This window comes from Lachnospiraceae bacterium oral taxon 096 (genome assembly GCA_018141845.1).
In the GTDB taxonomy this organism is placed as follows: domain Bacteria; phylum Bacillota; class Clostridia; order Lachnospirales; family Lachnospiraceae; genus F0428.
The window spans coordinates 141,752-162,500 of sequence record CP073340.1 but is presented as its reverse complement, the minus strand read 5'-3'; the positions used below and the strand labels follow the sequence as shown (position 1 = coordinate 162,500).

The following is a 20,749-nucleotide window of genomic DNA, read 5'->3' as shown; positions in this document are numbered from 1 at the left end:
CGAACCCGGAGATAGCTGGTTCTCCTCGAAATAGTTTTAGGACTAGCCTTGTTTTAGTTTCATGGAGGTAGAGCTCTGAATTCTTAAGGGGGCGTCAAAGCTTACTAAGAGATATCAAACTGCGAATGCCATCGAAATGATGAACAGGAGTCAGACTGCACGAGATAAGTTGGGTAGTCAAAAGGGAAAGAGCCCAGACCTACAGCTAAGGTCCCAAAGTATGTGTTCAGTGGAAAAGGATGTGAGATTTCAGAGACAACTAGGATGTTGGCTTAGAAGCAGCCACACATTCAAAGAGTGCGTAATAGCTCACTAGTCGAGAGGTCTTGCGCCGAAAATGTCCGGGGCTAAAACACAACACCGAAGCTTAGGAATGTAGCAATACATTGGTAGAGGAGCATTTTTATAGGCGTAGAAGCTGTACCGATAAGGAGCAGTGGAGTAATAAAAAGAGAGAATGCCGGAATGAGTAGCGAGATGAAGGTGAGAATCCTTCAGGCCGAATATCTAAGGTTTCCAGGGTAAAGCTGATCTGCTCTGGGTAAGTCGGGACCTAAGGCAAGGTCGAAAGACGTAGTCGATGGACAACAGGTTTAGATTCCTGTACCGCTTATTATCAGAAATGTGGGGACACAGAGACGTATCCAAACCCAGGAATGCAAAGACTGGGGCAAGCCAAGTACTGGTATGGCAGGAAAATCCGCCATGCAACAGGAATAGGTGATGCGGACCGAAATCAAGTAGGGAAGTTGGAGAAGGAGCTGTCAAGAAAAGCCGCTATTGTGTAATAAGTGCCCGTACCGTAAACCGACACAGGTGGATGAGGAGAGAATCCTAAGGCCGGCGGGAGAAGCATTGTTAAGGAACTCGGCAAAATGACCCCGTAACTTCGGGAGAAGGGGTGCCATCCTCCGGGATGGCCACAGAAAATAGGCTCAAGCAACTGTTTAGCAAAAACACAGGTCTATGCGAAACCGAAAGGTGAGGTATATGGGCTGACGCCTGCCCGGTGCTGGAAGGTTAAGAGGAGAAGTCAGGCAACGAAGCTTTGAATTGAAGCCCCAGTAAACGGCGGCCGTAACTATAACGGTCCTAAGGTAGCGAAATTCCTTGTCGGGTAAGTTCCGACCCGCACGAAAGGCGTAATGATTTGAGCACTGTCTCAACAATGCACCCGGTGAAATTGAAGTACCAGTGAAGATGCTGGTTACCTGCGCCAGGACGGAAAGACCCCATGGAGCTTTACTCTAGTTTGATACTGGGATTCGATTATACCTGTACAGGATAGGTGGGAGGCGAAGAAGCAAGGACGCCAGTCTTTGCAGAGCCGCTGTTGGGATACCACCCTTGTATGATTGGATTTCTAACCTGCACCCGTGATCCGGGTGGGGGACACTGTCAGATGGGGAGTTTGACTGGGGCGGTCGCCTCCGAAAGGGTATCGGAGGCGCTCAAAGGTTCCCTCAGAATGGTCGGAAACCATTCAAAGAGTGCAAAGGCAGAAGGGAGCTTGACTGCGACACCGACGGGTGTAGCAGGTACGAAAGTAGGACTTAGTGATCCGGTGGTATAAAGTGGGATTGCCATCGCTCAACGGATAAAAGCTACCCTGGGGATAACAGGCTTATCACTCCCAAGAGTTCACATCGACGGAGTGGTTTGGCACCTCGATGTCGGCTCATCGCATCCTGGGGCTGAAGTCGGTCCCAAGGGTTGGGCTGTTCGCCCATTAAAGCGGTACGCGAGCTGGGTTCAGAACGTCGTGAGACAGTTCGGTCCCTATCCGGCGTGGGCGTAAGATATTTGAGAGGAGCTGTCCTTAGTACGAGAGGACCGGGATGGACTGACCGCTGGTGCACCTGTTGGGGAGCAACCCCATCGCAGGGTAGCCAAGTCGGGCCGGGATAAACGCTGAAGGCATCTAAGCGTGAAGCCCCCCTCAAGATGAGATATCTCATACGCAAGTAGTAAGACCCCTTGAAGACGACGAGGTAGATAGGGCAGAGGTGTAAGTGTGGCAACATACTTAGCTGACTGTTACTAATCGGTCGAGGGTTTAACCAACAAGTCGGATTGGTTGAAAATGGATAGATGGTGTTTGATATGTGGTTTTGAAGGTACGATAAATATAAGGCCCCATGGTCAAGCGGTTAAGACATCGCCCTTTCACGGCGGTAACACGAGTTCAAATCTCGTTGGGGTCATTTGGTTTTTTGGGGAGCTTTAGCTCAGTTGGTTAGAGCAATCGGCTCATAACCGATCGGTCCCGGGTTCAAGTCCCTGAAGCTCCATTTTTATCATTATTCCTTGATAGCTCAGTCGGTAGAGCACGCGGCTGTTAACCGCGGTGTCGTAGGTTCGAGTCCTACTCAGGGAGCTTAGTAATTCATATTTTGGCCCGGTGGCTCAGTTGGTTAGAGCGCCGCCCTGTCACGGCGGAGGTCGTCGGTTCGAGTCCGATCCGGGTCGTTGCTATTATTTAATAGTTTGTTTTATGCCGCAGTGGCGGAACTGGCAGACGCCCGGGACTTAAAATCCCGTGGGTAGAAATACCCGTACCGGTTCGATTCCGGTCTGCGGCAGCAAGAGGGAGCTTCAAAGTCTTAAGACTTTGAAGCTTTTTTAGTGGAAGAAAGAGAGGGATCGGTAAACATGAGACGGGAAGTGAATATGGATGAAATTTCTGATGGAAAGCGATATACGGCCAATGATTTGGTTAAAGTTGGCGTAGATGGTTGTAGAGGATGTTGTGATTGCTGTAAGGGGATGGGAGACAGCATTAAATTAGATCCTATGGATGTGTGTAAATTAAGCTTTGGTTTGAATGTTTCTGTGGAAGAGTTATTTCGTACAACAATAGAGCTAAAGGTTTCAGATGGTATCGTATTGCCAAACTTAAAGATAAAATCTGAAAACGATTCCTGCTCCTATTTGGATAAAACTGGAAGATGTAGCATTCATTCCATTCGTCCGGGACTTTGTAGACTCTTTCCTCTAGGAAGAATTTATGATGTAGATCAGTTTCAATATTTTATTCAAATCCATGAATGTACAAAAGAAAAAAGAACAAAAATCAAGGTGAAAAAATGGCTTGACATCGAGAATATCAAGGAATATGAGGAGTTTATTCGCTGTTGGCATCATCTATGTGAAATCACTCGAAATGTCATTGCAAAGTCAAATGATGAAGAATTTTCTCGCAATATCAATGCAAATTTTCTTCGAATTTTTTTCTTGAAGCCCTATGAAAATGTGGAACACTTCTTGTTAGAATTTATGAAACGGTACACATTATTTGTCGAAATTTGTAACTAATGCCACTTATCATATATTTATGATTGTGATATAGTATTAGTGGAAGATAAGCAATTGGAGATCTGCCCTGGCATTTTTGGGCAGGTCTTTTTTAGAATGTTGGACAAACATAGAGGAGACGCAATGACATTTAAAGATTTGAAACTAAGAGGAGAACTTCTGAGAGCAATTAAGAAAGAAGGTTACACAGAGCCGTCTCCAATTCAAGAGAAGGCGATTCCAGAAATTTTGGAAAATCGCGATTTAATTGCATGTGCACAGACAGGAACAGGAAAGACAGCGGCATTTGCTTTACCAATTTTAAATAATTTAATGATAGATAGAAAGCCAAAGACTATTCAGGCATTGGTTCTGACACCGACAAGGGAATTGGCAATCCAAATTTTCAATAATTTTAAAAATTATAGTCGATATATTCCATTGCGCACAGCCTGTATTTATGGCGGAGCAAAACAAGGGCCACAAGTTGCAGCAATTGAGCGAGGTGTTGAGATTTTGGTGGCAACGCCGGGAAGATTGATGGATTTGATGAGGCAGGGCATTTTTACCCTAGAGCATATCACAACATTTGTGCTCGATGAGGCAGATCAGATGCTTGATATGGGATTTATTTCTGATATTCGAAAGATAGTTTCATATATTACCAAGGAGCATCAGACAGTGATGTTTTCAGCAACTATGCCATCAAAAATTGAGGAATTGGCAAGAGAGCTATTGACATCTCCAGCAACAGTAAAAGTGGCACCACAGTCAACACCAGCAGAAACTGTGGAACAAAGTATTTGTTTTACAAAAAAAGAAGATAAGAATTTAGTACTCAGTCAAATGCTCAAAGAAGAGAATGTGAAAAATGCGATTGTCTTTACGAGAACAAAGCATGGAGCTGATCGCTTGGCCAAGGATTTGGAGAAGGAAGAAATTCCAGCAGTGAGTATTCATGGGGATAAATCACAGGGGCAGAGGCAACAGGCACTTCGAAGTTTTAAATCAGGTCGTGTCAATGTGATGGTGGCAACAGATGTAGCTGCGAGAGGACTGGATATTCCTGCACTTTCTCATGTTTTTAATTATGATATTCCAGAAGAATCAGAGATTTATATTCATCGCATAGGTAGGACAGGAAGAGCTGGAGCAACAGGAGAAGCGATTAGTTTGTGTTCACCAGATGAAATTGGACGATTACTTGATATTGAAAAACTATTGAATCGAGAATTGAAGGAAATTGAGACTCAGTGGTCTGTAAAAGTTGACCGAGTGAGACCAAGAAGCAGTCGAAGAAATTATGGAAATTACGGAAATTACGGAAAGTATCAGCGTTATCGATCTGGGGAAGTATATTGTCAGGAAGATATGCGGCGAAGAGATAATCGCAAGTGGAATAGAAACAGCGATCATACAGAAAATCAACAGGGACAGCGATTTGAGTATGTAAGAAGAAGACGTACAGTAAAAAAGGAAGTCAAATTATAAATGATAAAAGTTCAATCATCTTATATGGATATGGAAAAAATTGCAAATAGTGGTCAGATCTTTCGGATGTATAAGATAACAGAGAAAAGATTTGAATTGATAGCAGGACAGCACCTATTGGATATAGAGACATTGGGAGAGGGATGCTATGCCTTTAATTGTGACCAAATGGAATATGATCTTTTTTGGAGAGATTACTTTGATATGGATACTGATTATTCTGCATTTGCAAAAGATATTGCTGGGGATGATTACTTTTTACAGGAGGCAGAAAGATATGCTAGGGGAATTCGCATTTTGCATCAAGATCCCTTCGAAATGTTAATCACCTTTATTATTTCACAGAGAAAGAGTATCCCTGCGATTCGAACAAGTGTAGAGAAATTGTGTATGTATTTGGGAAGGGAGATTGAGAATGGCAAGTATGCCTTTCCAACTCCTGAGGCCATTGCATTTGCGGATGAAGGAAAACTCTCGAATTGCAGTTTGGGATATCGACAGGAATATATTCAAAAGACGGCACAAATGGTGGTAAATGGAGAAATCGATCTTCAATCTATTGGAGAGCTTTCAGATCGAGAATTAGTGGAAGAGTTAAAGCGATGCAGTGGAGTTGGCACAAAGGTGGCCAACTGTGTGGCCCTCTTTGGATATCATAGAATTGATGCCTTTCCTGTTGATGTGTGGATACAAAAGGTGATTGATCACTATTACAATGGAAAATTTCCGATTGAGCGATATTGCGGATATGCTGGTGTTATTCAACAGTATATGTTTTATTATGGAAGAGCAGTAGAAAAAAATAAAAAAAGTTGTTGACAAAAGTTACAATACAGGTTATATTACTAGAGCAACATAAGTGTGTGTAGCTCAGCTGGATAGAGCACTTGGCTACGGACCAAGGTGTCGGGAGTTCGAATCTTCTCACGCACGCGAAGGATACCCTCAAAATCAAATGGTTTTGGGGGTATTGTTGTATATAAAAGTAGAAATAAATTTTGCATCACATGGAGGCGGCAATGGGGATAATTAGAGCAGCAAAATTAATATTTGACTATATTACGCATGATGATGCCAATCAAGTCAAAGAGGTCAATCGGGCCCTTGATTCGGTGGATCTAGATATTGCACAGGGAGATTTTGTGGCAATATTGGGACACAATGGTTCAGGAAAATCCACATTTGCTAAGCAGACAAATGGGATTTTGCTTCCGTCAGAGGGCACAGTTTTGATTTCAAATATGGACACAAGAGATGATACCCATCTTTTAGATATTCGAAAGACTGTGGGGATGGTATTCCAAAATCCAGATAATCAGATCATTGGAAATGTTGTCGAAGAGGATGTGGGTTTTGGACCAGAGAACATTGGTGTGCCAACGGAGGAGATTTGGAGGCGAGTAGATGAAAGCTTAAAGGCAGTGGGAATGACGGCCTATCGATTAAAGTCACCAAATAAACTTTCTGGCGGACAAAAACAGCGAGTGGCCATTGCAGGGATTATGGCTATGAAGCCAAAGTGTATTGTGCTCGATGAGCCAACAGCAATGCTTGACCCAAATGGACGCAAGGAGGTCATTGCAACAGCGAGAGAACTCAATAAAAAAGAGGGAATAACGATTTTGCTTATTACACACTATATGGAAGAAGTCGTTGGGGCTGACCGTGTAGTCGTGATGGATGAGGGCAAGGTTGTAATGGATGGGACACCGAGAGAAATCTTTTCCCGAGTTGATGAATTGAAAAAATTACGCTTAGATGTGCCAGCCGTGACAGAGCTTGCGGATGAGTTGGGAAAGTTGGGTGTGGAGCTTCCAAGAGGAATTTTGACGACGGACGAGCTAATGGAGGCATTACTACCAATGTTGAAGGGATAAGGAGAGAATATGTCAATTCGGGCAGAGAATCTAAATTATATCTATGGGAAGGGTACAGCGTTTGAACAGTATGCACTAAAGGATATCAATTTTGAAATACAAGATGGTGAGTTTGTAGGCATTATTGGTCACACAGGCTCAGGTAAATCCACACTGATTCAGCATTTAAATGGATTGATCAAGGCGACCAGTGGCAAGATTTACTTTAATGGAGAGGACATCTACGCTCCAGGTTATGATTTAAAAAAGTTGAGACAAAAAGTGGGACTAGTATTTCAATATCCAGAGCATCAACTGTTTGAAGTCGATGTGCTCTCCGATGTTTGCTTTGGGCCAAAGAATCAGGGATTATCGGTGGATGAGGCAAAGGAGAGAGCAAAAGAAGCGTTGCACCTTGTGGGATTGGATGAAAGTTACTATGAAAAGTCTCCATTTGAACTTTCGGGAGGACAAAAGAGGAGAGTGGCCATTGCGGGCGTGTTGGCTATGAAACCTCAAGTGCTTGTTCTGGATGAGCCAACAGCAGGTCTTGATCCAAAGGGACGGGATGAGATTTTAGATCGTGTGGCGGGGCTTAGAGAGGATACCAAGATGACGGTGGTTCTTGTCTCTCATAGTATGGAGGATGTGGCCAAATATGTCTCTCGTCTGATGGTGATGAATGCTGGGCAAAAGGTTTTTGATGGCACACCAAAAGAGGTCTTTAAGCATTATAAGGAGCTTGAAAAGATTGGGCTTTCCGCACCGCAGATTACCTACATTGTGCAGAGATTAAAGTCCGAAGGTGTGCCAATTGATGACGAGATTACCACGGTGCCAGAAGCGGCTCGTGCCATTGCCAATTTAATTAGACAAAGAAAGGGATAGAAATGGGAGAATTAACGCTTGGGCAGTACTATCCTGTGGATTCAGTGATTCATCGAATGGATCCAAGAACAAAGCTCTTTGGAACAATGATTTTTATTATTGCCCTCTTCTTGAGCAATTCAGTGACAGGATATGTGCTGATGACTATTTTTTTGTTGTTATGTATTAAGCTTTCCAATGTTCCAATCAAGATGATGCTCAAGGGCTTGCGGGCGATTATCTTTTTGCTTTTGATTAGTGTGAGTTTTAATTTGTTTTTGACTCCAGGAGATCCCATTTTTCATATAGGATTTCTAAAGATTACTAGGGAAGGCATAAGAATTTCTATCTTTATGGCATTGCGTCTAGTGTATTTGGTTGTTGGATCTTCCGTGATGACATTGACAACGACACCAAATGCATTGACAGATGGACTAGAAAAGAGCCTTGGATTTTTAAAGATAATAAAAATTCCAGTTCATGAGATTGCAATGATGATGAGCATTGCTCTTCGCTTTATTCCTATTCTCGTGGAAGAGACAGACAAGATCAAGAAGGCACAGATGGCCAGAGGTGCTGATTTTGAAACAGGAAATATTGTGAGAAAAGCAAAGGCGATGGTTCCACTTCTGGTGCCGCTTTTTATCTCTGCATTTCGCAGAGCAACGGATTTGGCAATGGCAATGGAAGCTAGGTGTTATCATGGCGGAGAGGGAAGAACAAAGATGAAACCACTTCGCTATACAAAGCTTGATCATATAGCGTATCTGGTGTTAATTTCTTTGTTAGTGATCAGCATTGTACTTTCGATAACAGCACCGACATTTGAGTTAGAGATTTTAACGAGAGGAATGAGATGAGAAGAATTCGATTGATTGTATCCTATGATGGAACAAATTACTGTGGTTGGCAAAAACAGCCCAATGGTCTCACTATAGAGGAGGTGCTCAATAAACATTTATCAGAACTCTGTGGTCACAGCGTTGAAGTGATTGGTGCAAGTCGCACGGATTCGGGTGTACATGCCTATGGCAATGTCGCTGTATTTGACACAGATATGCGAATGGCAGCAGATAAATTTGCTTTTGCGCTCAATCAGAGATTGCCGGATGATATTCGGATTCAATATTCCGATGAGGTGGGATTAAATTGGCATCCAAGAAAGCGAAATTGTGTAAAAACCTATACTTATCGAATTTTAAATCGAAAGATTGATATTCCAACAGAGAGACTCTATGCCCATTTTTGTTATTTTCGCTTAGATGTGGAGAAGATGAGAGAGGCGACGGGGTATTTTGTAGGAACTCATGATTTTGTCAGTCTTTGCTCACAAAAGACACAGGCTTCCTCGACCATTAGGACGATTTATTCCTTGGATATTTTACAAGATGAGGACATGATTACCATTGTTGTCAGAGGAGATGGATTCCTCTACAATATGATTCGTATTTTGGCAGGAACATTAATCAAAGTGGGAATGGGTGTGTATCCACCAGAACATGTTGCAGAGATTTTGGCGGGAAAGAATCGAAAATTGGCAGGGCAAACAATGCCCGCCAAGGGATTGACCCTTGTAGAAATTGAATATGAAGATGAACAATAAAAAAGGGGGTGTGAAAAAACTCAATCAAGTTTTTTCACACCCCCTTTTTTTGCGTTATTTTATAGTGAATATTTTTAGTGAACAGGTTCGCAGGTCAATTCGATACCAAGCTTTTTGAATACCTTTGTGTCAACAGAGGAGAGCATCACAGAGGAGTGAACCTGACAGCCACGAAGCTTCTCTAATTGATCGAGGGCAAGTTGTGCATTGGTGTCTGTAGCTGCATTGATGGACAAGGCAATGAGGACTTCATCTGTGTGAAGCCTTGGATTTTTGCTGCCAAAGTGATGTGTCTTTAATTTTTGTACAGGTTCGATGACATTTGGCTGAATGAGATGAATGGAGTCGTCAATGCCGCCGAGAGTCTTTACTGCATTTAGAAGCATTGCAGAAGCAGCACCAAGAAGAGGCGTTGTCTTTCCTGTCACGATGCGTCCATCCAAAAGTTCAATAGCTGCAGTCGGTGCACCTGTAATTTCTTCTTTTAGAAGAGCAGCAGAAACGGTTTTTCGGATGGCGGTAGTAATCTTTGCCTGCTTCATGAGAAGTTCAATTTTATAGACCTCCTCAGGCTTACATTCTCCCTTAGCTAGGCGATTAATTGCAGAGTAGTAGCGGCGAATAATTTCTTGACAACTGGCTTCTTTACAGACCTCATCGTCACAAATACAATTTCCTGCCATATTGACACCCATATCGGTTGGGGATTTGTAAGGACATTCACCATAAATTTCTTCAAACATAGCAGCAAGGACAGGATAGATTTCAACATCTCGATTGTAGTTGACCGTAGTCTCATTGTAGGCTTCAAGATGGAATGGGTCAATCATATTGATATCGTTTAAGTCCGCAGTGGCTGCCTCGTAGGCAAGATTGACAGGATGCTTGAGTGGGAGATTCCAAATCGGGAAGGTCTCAAATTTTGCATAACCTGCCTTGACACCTCGTTTATTCTCGTGGTAAAGCTGTGAAAGGCAGGTGGCCATCTTTCCACTTCCAGGGCCAGGAGCGGTGATAATGACAAGCGGTCTTGTGGTTTCAATGTAGTCATTTTTTCCGTAGCCATCTTCGCTGACAATGAGTTTGACATTGCTTGGGTAGCCCTCGATAATGTAGTGGCGATAAACCTTGATGCCCAATTTTTCTAGTTTTTCTTTAAACTTATCTGCACTTCTTTGTCCACTGTACTGTGTAATGGTGACACTGCCGACATAGAGACCTTTGTCCTTGAAATTTTGGATTAGGCGCAAGACATCTGCGTCATAGGTGATGCCAAGGTCTGCACGAATTTTGTTTTTTTCAATATCGGCAGCAGAGATAACGATAACAATTTCGGCTTGGTCAGAGAGTTGCAACAGCATTCTTAACTTGGAATCGGGAGCAAATCCTGGAAGTACACGGGAGGCATGATAGTCATCAAAGAGCTTTCCACCAAATTCCAGATAGAGTTTGTCGCCAAAGTGGCTAATTCGCTCTTTGATGTGCTCTGATTGCATGGTTAAATATTTTTGATTGTCAAATCCTTGTTTCATAAACTCCTCCTCAATAATAATAACAATATGGATTAAATTTTAGCACAAGTATGTTATAATGTGTACAAGTTTTATTTTTAATTCATAAGGAGACTACAATGGAAGCAAGGAAAGATCCAAGAGCAGGCGAGTTTTATAAGCATTTTAAGGATAAATTATATCAGGTAGTAACCGTGGCTAAGCATTCGGAGACTGGTGAGAAGCTAGTCATCTATCAGGCACTCTATGGTGAGTTTGGAATTTATGCGAGACCAATAGAGATGTTTATGAGTGAAGTCGATCATGAGAAATATCCCGCTGTGACACAAAAATATCGCTTTGAACTTGTGGATATGGGCAAGGAGAGCGAGGAAGAAGTGAAGGAAAGGGATGGGGAAAAAGTGGCGAGAAGACCTAAAATCTTTAAACCCGAAGTGCAGGAAGCCGTAGAAGAAGTGACAAAGGAATTGCAGGAAGGTGCAGATGAGCAGAGAAAGAAAATGGAGACAAAAAAGGCAGAAGAAAAGAATTATCTTGTAAAATTCTTGGATGCACAGTCTTTAGGTGACAAAAAGGCAATTCTTTTACACAACAAAAATAGTTTTACACAAAAGGATTTAGATTGTATTTATACGACTTTGGACATTGAAAAGATGGCAGGCAATGAACCGCAACAGGTGGCTGGTATTGTTCGCTACCTCGATATGCAAGAGCACTATGAAGGCGGAAGATTGCGCAATAAATAGAAGAGGGCAAGACATTGGCATTTGTGATTGAGGAAGAATTGAAAAAGTTACCCTCTTCGCCAGGTGTGTATATTATGCACGATGAACGGGATGAGATTATTTATGTTGGTAAGGCGATTTCTTTAAAAAATCGTGTTCGTCAATATTTTCAATCGAGCAGAGATAAAACAGAAAAGATAAAAAAAATGGTGTCAAAAATCGTTCGATTTGAATATATTGTGACCGACACAGAGCTTGAGGCATTAATTTTAGAGAATAATTTAATTAAAGAAAATCGGCCAAAATATAACACCTTACTAAAGGATGATAAGACCTATCCCTATATCAAGGTGACCGTCAGAGAGGATTTTCCACGAATTTTGTTGACTAGGCAATTTAAAAAAGATGGGGCAAAGTATTTTGGACCATTTTCTAGTGCTACGGCCGTAAAGGATACAATAGATCTTTTGCAGAGGGTATTTCAAATTCGGATATGTCATCGAGTTCTTCCGAGGGATATTGGCGTACAAAGACCATGTTTGAATTATCATATTCATCAATGTAAGGCACCCTGCCAGGGCTATATTGGTGCGAAACAGTATCAAGAAAATATTAGTGGGGTACTCGATTTTTTAAATGGAAATTTTGAGCCTGTTATTGAAAAATTGACAAAACAGATGATGGAGGCATCAGAATTGATGGATTACGAGGAGGCACTAAAGTATAGGGATTTGATTCAGTCTGTCCGACATGTGGCACAGCGTCAAAAAATCACCTCAGAAGGGGTAGAAGACAGGGATATTATTGCGTTGGCCAAAGACGATAGAGATGCCGTCATTCAAGTGTTTTTTGTGCGTGAGGGAAGAATGGTTGGCAGAGAGCACCACTACATTCAAGTGGCCATGGAAGAGAGTCGCTCAGAGATTTTAGAGAGCTTTATGAAGCAATTCTATGCGGGGACACCATTTATTCCTAAAGAAATCTGGGTAGAAAGTCATCTTTTGGATGCAGAATTGATTGGTGAGTGGTTGAGTGCCAAGCGAGGCAGCAAAGTTTGTCTCATCTTTCCTCAGAGGGGAGAGAAGGAAAAATTAATGGAGCTTGCCAGAAAAAATGCAGAACTTGTGCTTGCAAAGGATGCAGATAAGTTAAAGCGAGAAGAAAAAAGAAGTATAGGTGCGGTGAGGGAAATTGAAAAAATTCTTGGATTTTCTCCGATTTCTCGCATGGAGGCCTATGATATTTCAAATATCAGTGGAGTGTCTTCTGTGGGTTCCATGGTTGTCTATGAGAATGGAAAACCCAAAAAGAGCGACTATAGAAAGTTTCGGATTCAGACGGTTATTGGACCCAATGATTATGCTTCGATGGAAGAAGTGCTCACGAGACGCTTTAGGGATGCCCTCTCTTTGGACGAACATTTTGTGAAACTGCCCGACTTGATTTTAATGGATGGTGGAAAAGGACAGATCAATATTGCAAGGGGTGTGTTGAAAAAGTTAGATTTAGATATTCCTGTCTGTGGAATGGTCAAGGATGATCATCATCGAACGAGGGGACTTTATTTTAACAACATGGAATTGCCAATGGATGTACATGATGAGGCATTTCATCTCATTACAAGAATTCAGGATGAGGCACATCGCTTTGCGATTGAATACCACCGAAGTTTGCGAGGTAAGACACAAGTCAAATCAGTACTTGATGAAATTTTAGGCATTGGACCAGTCAGAAGAAAGGCCTTGATGCGATACTTTGGCGAAATCAAAAAGATTCAGGAGGCAGAAGTTGAGGAGCTTTTGAAAGTGCACGAGATGGACAAAAAAGCCGCACAGGCTGTGTATGAATTTTTCCACCCAAAGCAGTAAAATTGTGTTATGCTAGGGGGAACAAGAGAAGGGAGGAAAGGTATGGACGGAGTTACCATAACAGAATTAATTAATAATAATAAATTGACAAATTTGACACCAGGAATTGATACTGAGGTCATCTTTGTAAAGAATGCAGAAGTTAATCGTCCAGCATTACAGCTGACAGGATTTTTTGCTCACTTTGACAATGAGAGGGTGCAAATTATGGGAAATGTAGAATGTGCCTATCTTGAGACACTAGAAAGGGCACAAAAGGTTGCCATCTACGATAAATTGCTCTCCTATAAACTTCCAGCCATGGTCTATGCGGCAGGAAGAAAGCCAGATGAAGATATGTTAGCTTATTGTGAGCACTATGGCGTTCCTTGTTTGACTTCAGACCGAAGCACAACAGAGATTATGGCAGAAATTATTCGCTGGCTAAAGGCTGAGCTTGCACCATGCATTAGTATCCACGGTGTTTTGGTTGATGTCTTTGGTGAGGGCGTGCTCATTATGGGCGAGAGTGGAATTGGAAAGAGTGAAGCGGCTTTGGAGTTAATTAAGAGAGGGCATCGCTTGGTTTCTGATGATGTGGTGGAGATACGAAAGATATCTGATGTAACCTTAATTGGTTCCGCACCAGATATCACCAAACATTTTATTGAGTTGCGTGGCATTGGAATTATTGATGTCAAGGCTCTCTTTGGTGTGGAGAGTGTAAAGGATACACAGCAGATTGATATGGTGATTAAGCTTGAAGACTGGAACAAGGAAGAAGCTTATGACCGCATTGGCTTAGAGGACAATTACACCGAGTTTTTAGGCAATAAGGTAGTTTGCCATGTGCTTCCAATTCGTCCAGGAAGAAATTTGGCAGTCATTTGTGAGGCAGCCTCTGTTAACCACAGACAAAAGAAGATGGGATACAATGCAGCAGAGGAACTTTATAGACGAGTGCAAGCAAATATTAATAAGGGAAAAATGTAGCGATGGATTGGAAGAATAGGTTGCAAGAAAAATTGCAAGAGATTTTGACTGAAGATGAGATTCGCATTGCAGAACCAATGTCAGCCCATACTACATTTCACATTGGAGGACCTGCTGCACTGTTTGTCGAGCCAAAGACGGAAGAAAAAATAAGATTGGTGCTTGAAATCATTCAAAATGAGGGTGTAGATTACTTTGTACTTGGCAGAGGAAGCGATCTTTTGGTCAGTGACAGAGGCTATAATGGCGTGATTGTGAGCACAGCAGGTTTAGATAAAATTGCAGTGGAAGGGGAGCAAATTGTTGCAGGAGCAGGTGTTTTTTTGGCAGACTTGTCAAAGACAGCTGCAGAGGCAAAATTAATGGGACTGGAGTTTTCTTGTGGAATTCCTGGAAGTGTTGGTGGAGCTATTTTTATGAATGCAGGTGCCTATGAAAGTGAAATTTCTCATGTGCTCAGTGAGGCATTGATTTTAGAAAGTGATGGAATTATTCATTGGGTGCCGATGGAGGACCTTGACCTAGGTTATCGCCACAGCAATATTGAGGAAAAAAAGAGAACGATTTTGGCGGGAAGGTTCACACTAAAGAAGGGGAATCCAGAGGAAATTAACGCAAAGATTTTGGATCTCACAAGAAGAAGGGAGGAAAAGCAACCTCTTGAGTATCCAAGTGCAGGGTCAACATTTAAGCGACCGAAGGGATATTTTGCAGGAAAATTAATTTCGGATGCTGGGCTTTGTGGGTATCAAAGAGGAGGAGCACAAGTTTCAAAGAAACATTGTGGATTTGTCATCAATGTAGACCATGCTACAGCAGAAGATGTCTATGGACTGATTGGTGATGTGCAAAGAATTGTAAAGGAAAAATTTGGGGTGGAATTGCACCCAGAAGTTCGAATGTTGGGAGAGTTTTAAATGAAATTTGTCATCGTAACTGGAATGAGTGGGTCTGGTAAGACAGTGGCCTTAAAAGCATTAGAGGATATAGGATACGATTGCATGGATAACCTTCCGGTGGAGTTGTTGCCAAAACTTGTGGAGATAGAAAAGTCTAAGGGTGCAACAGCAATGACAGCATTTGGAATTGACATCCGAAGAAAGGAATCTTTGGAGAATATGCAAAAGATTCTAGAAGATGTCGACAATAAAAATGTAGAGTATAGCATTTTATTTTTGGATGCGGATAATGAGACACTCATTAAGCGCTACAAGGAGACAAGAAGAAGTCATCCCCTGTCAAAGGATGGAAGAATTGAAACAGGCATTGAAAAGGAGAGAAAGGCACTTGAGTTTTTGCGCAACCGGGCAGAGTACTATATAGATACCAGTCACTTTTTGACTAAGGAATTGCGAGCAGAAATTGTTTCGATTTTTGCGGACAAAAAGGTGCACAGGGATTTATTTGTCAATGTCCTATCTTTTGGCTTTGCCTATGGTATTCCAAAAGATGCAGATTTAGTTTTTGATGTGCGTTTTTTGACCAATCCATTTTATGAGGCAGACCTTCGCTTAAAATCTGGAGAAGATAAAAAGGTAAAGGAGTATATCTTTCGGGATGGTATGGCAGAAATATTTATGACGAAACTTCAGGATATGGTGGAATTTTTAATTCCACAATATGTCAAAGAGGGAAGAAGTCAATTAGTCATTGCCATTGGCTGTACGGGCGGTCAACATCGCTCTGTGTGCATTGCCTGTGCCTTGGCAGAGCGACTAAAAAAATATTCAGGGATTTCATTAAATTTGGAACATCGAGATTGTGATCGGAATATTAAAAGGTTAAGTTAGTATGTCATATTCAACATCAGTAAAAGATGAATTGTCAAGAGTAATGCCCGATGAGTGTGAGAGCCAAATTGCAGAACTTGCAGGGATTTTGAGCTTTATTGGAAGAGTACATATTTCAGAAAATGACGAGTATATGCTCTCAATCTCTACAGAGCATGCAGGTACAGCTAGAAAGTGCTTTACTTTGCTCAAGAAAACATTTAATATAAAGACGAGTATTGCAATTAGTAAGAATTCTTTCCTACATCGCAGACATACTTATATAGTGAAACTCAAAAGCGATGAAGATACAAAGAGGGTATTAGAAAGTACAAAATTGATCGACAAATATGGTCGAATTGGTGAGGATCTAACTCTTCAAAAAAATAGAGTTGTTTCTAAGGGTTGTTGCAGGAGAGCTTTCTTACGTGGTGCTTTCTTAGCGAGTGGTTCGGTTTCGGACCCAGAGAAAGCATACCACTTTGAAATCGTCTGTCCAACAAAGGGACGAGCTATGCAGATTCAGCACATCATGAAAGAGCTGAATCTGGAAGCTAAGATAGTGATGAGAAAGAAGTCGTATATTGTCTATTTGAAGGAGGGTGATTTTATTGGCGATGCCCTGCGCACAATGTCAGCGGCAAATTCTTTAATGGAGTTTGAGAATGTGCGTATACTTAAGGGAATGCGAAATAAAGTTAATCGCTCCGTCAATTGTGAGACGGCTAATCTTAACAAGACGGTTAATGCTTACTTGAAACAAAAGGCGGATATTGAGCTCATTGTCAAAACAATTGGATTGGATGCATTAAAACCTAATTTGCAAGAAATGGCAAAGGTGAGATTGGAATATCCAGATGCCAATTTAATGATATTGGGCAATTACTTAAATCCGCCAGTGGGAAAGAGCGGAGTCAACCACAGGCTTCGGAAATTAGCTGAAGTGGCGGACAAGCTCCGAGAAGAAATGGATGAGGAGAAAAGGACATGATCAAGAAGACAATTACTGTGGAATTAGAAAGTGGATTGGAGGCAAGACCAATTGCGATGTTAGTGCAGCTGGCTAGCCAATTTGCAAGTAGTATTTATCTAGAAAGTGAAAATAAGAAGGTAAATGCAAAGAGCATTATGGGAATGATGACAATGGCATTAAAAAATGGCACGAAAGTGACCGTACTAGCTGATGGTGAGGATGAACGAGCGGCCGTCACAGGAATAGAGTCATATTTAACAAACCAATAGTGTAAATAGTAAAGAGTTGGTCGATATTCGATGCAGCTCTTTATTTTTACAAACGGGAAAGGAAGGAAGATGGCGTTTACACATTTACACACACATACCGAATATTCACTTCTAGATGGGTCGAGTAAGATTAAGGAACTCGTTCGTCGAGCAAAGGATCTGGGAATGGATTCGCTTGCGATTACCGATCATGGTGTGATGTATGGTGTGATTGATTTTTATCGTGCGGCAAAGGAAGTGGGAATTAAACCCATTCTTGGCTGTGAAGTCTATGTGGCACCAGGTTCTCGATTTGATAGAGAAAACAGAGAAAATAGTGGAGATCGCTACTATCATTTGATTCTTTTGGCAGAAAATAATACAGGTTATGCCAACTTGATGAAAATTGTATCTAAGGGATTTGTGGAAGGTTTTTATTATAAACCACGAATAGATATTGAACTGTTGAGAGAATACCATGAAGGCATCATTGCTCTTTCGGCCTGTCTTGCGGGAGAGATACCCAAACTTTTGGCAAGAGGTCTCTATGATGAGGCAAAGAAAAAGGCATTGGAGTATCGAGATATCTTTGGAGAAGGAAACTTTTTCTTGGAATTACAAGACCATGGGATTTTTGAACAAAAGATTGTCAATCAACAGTTGGTCAGACTGAGTAAGGAGACAGGAATTGACCTTGTGGTCACCAATGATGTTCACTACATCAATAAGGAGGACTGGGAGGCACATGACATCTTGCTGTGCATACAGACAGCAAAAAAGGTGATGGATGAAGACCGTATGCGTTACAAAGAGGGAGAGTTTTATTTGCGGTCCGAGGAAGAGATGAAAGAAATCTTTCCCTATGCTCCAGAAGCAATTGAAAATACACAAAAAATTGCTGACCGCTGTAATGTAGAGATCGAATTTGGAGTGACGAAGTTGCCAGAATATCCTGTGCCAGAAAACGAGACTGCAGTTTCCTATCTTTCAAAGCTTTGTGAAGAAGGATTAAAAAGAAGATATCACGATGCTAATGATGAAATCTGGGAGCGAATGCGGTATGAGCTTGGCATCATTGAAAAAATGGGATATGTGGATTATTTTTTGATTGTGTGGGATTATATTCACTATGCAAAATCTCATGGCATTGCAGTGGGACCGGGAAGAGGTTCGGCAGCAGGAAGCATTGTTTCTTATTGCCTTGGCATCACCGACATTGATCCACTCAAATATCAGCTTCTATTTGAGCGATTTTTAAATCCAGAGCGAGTTTCCATGCCAGATATTGATGTGGATTTTTGTTATGAACGTCGCCAGGAAGTAATTAACTATGTTGTTGAAAAATATGGAAAAGATCGTGTGTGCCAGATTGTGACTTTTGGTACCATGGCGGCCAAGGGTGTTCTTCGAGATGTCGGAAGGGCTCTTGACATTCCCTATGCAAAGTGCGACCAAATTGCGAAGTTAGTTCCAAAGGAGCTGGGGATTACGCTTGATCTTTCCTTAAAATTGAGCAAGGAATTTAGGGAAGTTTATGAGAGCGATCCAGAAATTAAAAATCTTGTGGATATGAGTAGAAAATTGGAAGGACTACCAAGACATTCCTCCATGCATGCCGCAGGTGTTGTGATTTCTAAAAAAGAAGTGGATGAGTATGTTCCACTTTCTAGAGCGAGTGATGGATCGATCACCACACAATTTACGATGACTACCTTGGAAGAACTTGGCCTATTGAAGATGGACTTTTTGGGGCTTCGCACATTGACCGTTATTCAAAATACCGTAGATCAAATTGAAAGAAATTATGGCAAAAAGCTGGACATGTTAGCCATTGATTACAATGATAAAAAGGTCTATGATGCGATATGTACAGGAAAGACCGAGGGTGTATTTCAGATTGAGAGCAGTGGCATGCAAAGCTTTATGAAGGAGCTTCGTCCGGAGTCTTTAGAAGATGTGATTGCGGGCATTTCTTTATATCGTCCAGGTCCAATGGATTTTATTCCAAAGTATATTAAGGGAAAGGATCACCGAGGAGAAATTGTCTACGATTGTCCACAGCTTGAGAGCATTTTATCACCGACCTATGGATGCATTGTTTATCAGGAGCAGGTAATGCAGATTGTTCGAGATTTGGCAGGATATACACTGGGCAGAAGTGATATGGTTCGCCGAGCGATGAGCAAAAAGAAGGCATCGGTCATGGAAAAAGAAAGAAAAAACTTTGTCTATGGCAACGAGGAAGAGGGTGTAAAAGGATGCATTGCCAATGGAATAAAGGAAGATGTGGCCAATCGAATTTTTGACGAAATGATTGATTTTGCTAAGTATGCCTTTAATAAGTCTCATGCCGCTTGCTATGCCTATATTTCTTATCAGACGGCCTATTTAAAGTATTATTATCCAAAGGAATTTATGGCTTCTCTTTTGACATCAGTGATGGACAATACAACAAAGGTGTCCGAGTACATTTTGAGCTGTAGACAGATGGGCATTGCCATTTTGCCACCAGATATCAATGAGGGAGAGAGCAAATTTTCAGTGGCTGAGGGGGGCATTCGCTTTGGACTGTCAGCAATTAAAGGTGTGGGCATTTCGGTGTCTGATGAAATTATACGCATAAGGAAAGAAGGGGGAAAGTTTCATTCTCTTGAGGATTTAGTGGAGAGGACAAGTAATAAAGAGGTCAATCGGCGAACACTAGAAAACTTTATTAAATCGGGTGCAGTGGATAGCTTAGAGGGCAATCGAAATCAAAAATTGCAGATTGTATCTCAAGTTCTTAATAACAAGAGCAAAAATCAAAAAAATGTGATTTCGGGACAGATGTCACTATTTGATTTTGCCACAGAAGAAGATAAAAAAAGCTTTCAAGTTCAAATGCCTGAGGTCCAAGAATTGAGTCGAGAACAAATTTTACTCTTTGAAAAGGAGACTCTCGGTATCTATATTAGCGGTCATCCCTTGGAAGATTATGCTGATGAGATGGAAAAAAATGTGACAGCAAAAACCAGTGACTTTGCCATTGATGAGGAGAGCAATGAAGCAAAACTGAGTGATGGTCAAAAAGTGATTATTGGTGGAATGATTACATCCATGAAAAAAATGATGACAAAGAAGATGCAGATGATGGCCTTTGTCGAGTTGGAAGACATGGTGGGGAGTGTTGAAGTCATTGTATTTCCAAAAATCTATGAGCAGACTAAAAAGTACCTCAACGAGGAAGCGAGAGTGTATGTTGAGGGGCGTGTACAGATCCAAGAAGATGGGGTTGGACAGCTGATTGGCGAAAAAATATTGCCATTTGATCAGACGGGCAAGGAATTGTGGCTGCAATATGCCGATAAAGAGGATTTTGCTGCCCGAGAGAAAGAGATGACGGAGATTTTACAGCAAGCTCAAAGTGGAATAGACGGAGTTTATATTTATCTCAAGAAGGAGCATGCAAAAAAATTTCTTGGAGAGAGATATTTAATTGCTCTTACAGATGGCTTAAAATCGAGGTTTGAGGAAATACTTGGTCAAGAAAATGTCAAAATAGTAACAAAACGCTTGAAAACGCTGTAAAAATG

The 20,749-nt window shown here is 41.5% G+C and carries 16 protein-coding genes, 6 tRNA genes and 1 rRNA gene (1 of these 23 only partly in view); 22 read left to right on the top strand and 1 reads right to left on the bottom strand.

The annotated features are described in order from the left end of the window. The 14 genes from J5A74_00770 to truA form a co-directional block, all read left to right on the top strand. Nucleotides 1-2,065: ribosomal RNA gene (locus J5A74_00770) — 23S ribosomal RNA — on the top strand (it extends 830 nt beyond the left edge of the window). A 67-nt stretch (nucleotides 2,066-2,132) separates the two neighbouring features. Next, nucleotides 2,133-2,204, top strand: a tRNA-Glu gene (locus tag J5A74_00765). 13 nt (nucleotides 2,205-2,217) lie between these two features. Continuing rightward, nucleotides 2,218-2,291: transfer RNA gene (locus J5A74_00760), tRNA-Ile, on the top strand. Between the two features lie 13 nt (nucleotides 2,292-2,304). Next, a tRNA-Asn gene (locus tag J5A74_00755) sits at nucleotides 2,305-2,377 on the top strand. A gap of 18 nt (nucleotides 2,378-2,395) precedes the next feature. Further along, nucleotides 2,396-2,469: transfer RNA gene (locus J5A74_00750), tRNA-Asp, on the top strand. Nucleotides 2,470-2,496: 27 nt separating this feature from the next. Continuing rightward, nucleotides 2,497-2,582 (top strand) — tRNA-Leu (locus tag J5A74_00745). A gap of 70 nt (nucleotides 2,583-2,652) precedes the next feature. After that, a complete protein-coding gene (locus J5A74_00740; protein QUI95934.1) occupies nucleotides 2,653-3,315 on the top strand; it encodes a YkgJ family cysteine cluster protein in 663 nt (220 codons plus the stop codon). Nucleotides 3,316-3,438: 123 nt separating this feature from the next. Then, nucleotides 3,439-4,785, top strand: coding sequence for a DEAD/DEAH box helicase (locus J5A74_00735; GenBank protein ID QUI95933.1), 1,347 nt, complete (start codon nucleotides 3,439-3,441; stop codon nucleotides 4,783-4,785). Continuing rightward, a complete protein-coding gene (locus tag J5A74_00730) occupies nucleotides 4,786-5,604 on the top strand; it encodes a DNA-3-methyladenine glycosylase 2 (GenBank protein ID QUI95932.1) in 819 nt (272 codons plus the stop codon). Between the two features lie 40 nt (nucleotides 5,605-5,644). Next, nucleotides 5,645-5,718, top strand: a tRNA-Arg gene (locus J5A74_00725). An 86-nt stretch (nucleotides 5,719-5,804) separates the two neighbouring features. Further along, a complete protein-coding gene (locus tag J5A74_00720; GenBank protein QUI95931.1) occupies nucleotides 5,805-6,662 on the top strand; it encodes an energy-coupling factor transporter ATPase in 858 nt (285 codons plus the stop codon). 9 nt (nucleotides 6,663-6,671) lie between these two features. Continuing rightward, a complete protein-coding gene (locus tag J5A74_00715) occupies nucleotides 6,672-7,529 on the top strand; it encodes an energy-coupling factor transporter ATPase (GenBank protein ID QUI95930.1) in 858 nt (285 codons plus the stop codon). Nucleotides 7,530-7,531: 2 nt separating this feature from the next. Continuing rightward, nucleotides 7,532-8,368: an energy-coupling factor transporter transmembrane protein EcfT gene (locus J5A74_00710; protein QUI95929.1), complete on the top strand. Its 837-nt coding sequence runs from the start codon at nucleotides 7,532-7,534 to the stop codon at nucleotides 8,366-8,368. Continuing rightward, a complete protein-coding gene (gene truA, locus J5A74_00705) occupies nucleotides 8,365-9,111 on the top strand; it encodes a tRNA pseudouridine(38-40) synthase TruA (GenBank protein ID QUI95928.1) in 747 nt (248 codons plus the stop codon). The genes J5A74_00710 and truA overlap by 4 nt, the downstream gene beginning before the upstream one ends. A gap of 74 nt (nucleotides 9,112-9,185) precedes the next feature. Here truA and J5A74_00700 read toward each other — a convergent pair whose 3' ends face one another. After that, nucleotides 9,186-10,643, bottom strand: coding sequence for a DUF1846 domain-containing protein (locus J5A74_00700; protein QUI95927.1), 1,458 nt, complete (start codon nucleotides 10,641-10,643; stop codon nucleotides 9,186-9,188). 98 nt (nucleotides 10,644-10,741) lie between these two features. Here J5A74_00700 and J5A74_00695 point away from each other — a divergent pair, with 98 nt between their 5' ends. The 8 genes from J5A74_00695 (at nucleotide 10,742) to J5A74_00660 (ending at nucleotide 20,744) form a co-directional block, all read left to right on the top strand. Beyond that, on the top strand, nucleotides 10,742-11,368 hold the full coding sequence (locus J5A74_00695) for a DUF1653 domain-containing protein (GenBank protein ID QUI95926.1): 627 nt from the start codon (nucleotides 10,742-10,744) through the stop codon (nucleotides 11,366-11,368). A 14-nt stretch (nucleotides 11,369-11,382) separates the two neighbouring features. Beyond that, on the top strand, nucleotides 11,383-13,215 hold the full coding sequence (gene uvrC / locus J5A74_00690; protein ID QUI95925.1) for an excinuclease ABC subunit UvrC: 1,833 nt from the start codon (nucleotides 11,383-11,385) through the stop codon (nucleotides 13,213-13,215). Nucleotides 13,216-13,257: 42 nt separating this feature from the next. Then, entirely contained in the window at nucleotides 13,258-14,187 is a 930-nt protein-coding gene (hprK, locus tag J5A74_00685) for an HPr(Ser) kinase/phosphatase (protein ID QUI95924.1), read from the top strand. Nucleotides 14,188-14,189: 2 nt separating this feature from the next. Further along, on the top strand, nucleotides 14,190-15,104 hold the full coding sequence (gene murB / locus J5A74_00680) for a UDP-N-acetylmuramate dehydrogenase (GenBank protein ID QUI95923.1): 915 nt from the start codon (nucleotides 14,190-14,192) through the stop codon (nucleotides 15,102-15,104). Further along, nucleotides 15,105-15,977 carry an RNase adapter RapZ gene (rapZ, locus tag J5A74_00675; GenBank protein QUI95922.1) on the top strand — a complete coding sequence of 291 codons (873 nt, stop codon included), beginning with the start codon at nucleotides 15,105-15,107 and terminating at the stop codon, nucleotides 15,975-15,977. 1 nt (nucleotide 15,978) lies between these two features. Next, nucleotides 15,979-16,947 (top strand): DNA-binding protein WhiA, encoded by a 969-nt coding sequence (whiA, locus tag J5A74_00670; GenBank protein ID QUI95921.1) that lies wholly within the window; start codon nucleotides 15,979-15,981, stop codon nucleotides 16,945-16,947. Then, nucleotides 16,944-17,198, top strand: a complete 255-nt coding sequence (locus J5A74_00665) for an HPr family phosphocarrier protein (protein ID QUI95920.1) — start codon at nucleotides 16,944-16,946, stop codon at nucleotides 17,196-17,198. The genes whiA and J5A74_00665 overlap by 4 nt, the downstream gene beginning before the upstream one ends. Before the next feature lie 69 nt (nucleotides 17,199-17,267). Next, complete coding sequence (locus tag J5A74_00660) at nucleotides 17,268-20,744, top strand: DNA polymerase III subunit alpha (protein ID QUI95919.1); 3,477 nt, start codon at nucleotides 17,268-17,270, stop codon at nucleotides 20,742-20,744. Nucleotides 20,745-20,749 lie beyond the last annotated feature (5 nt).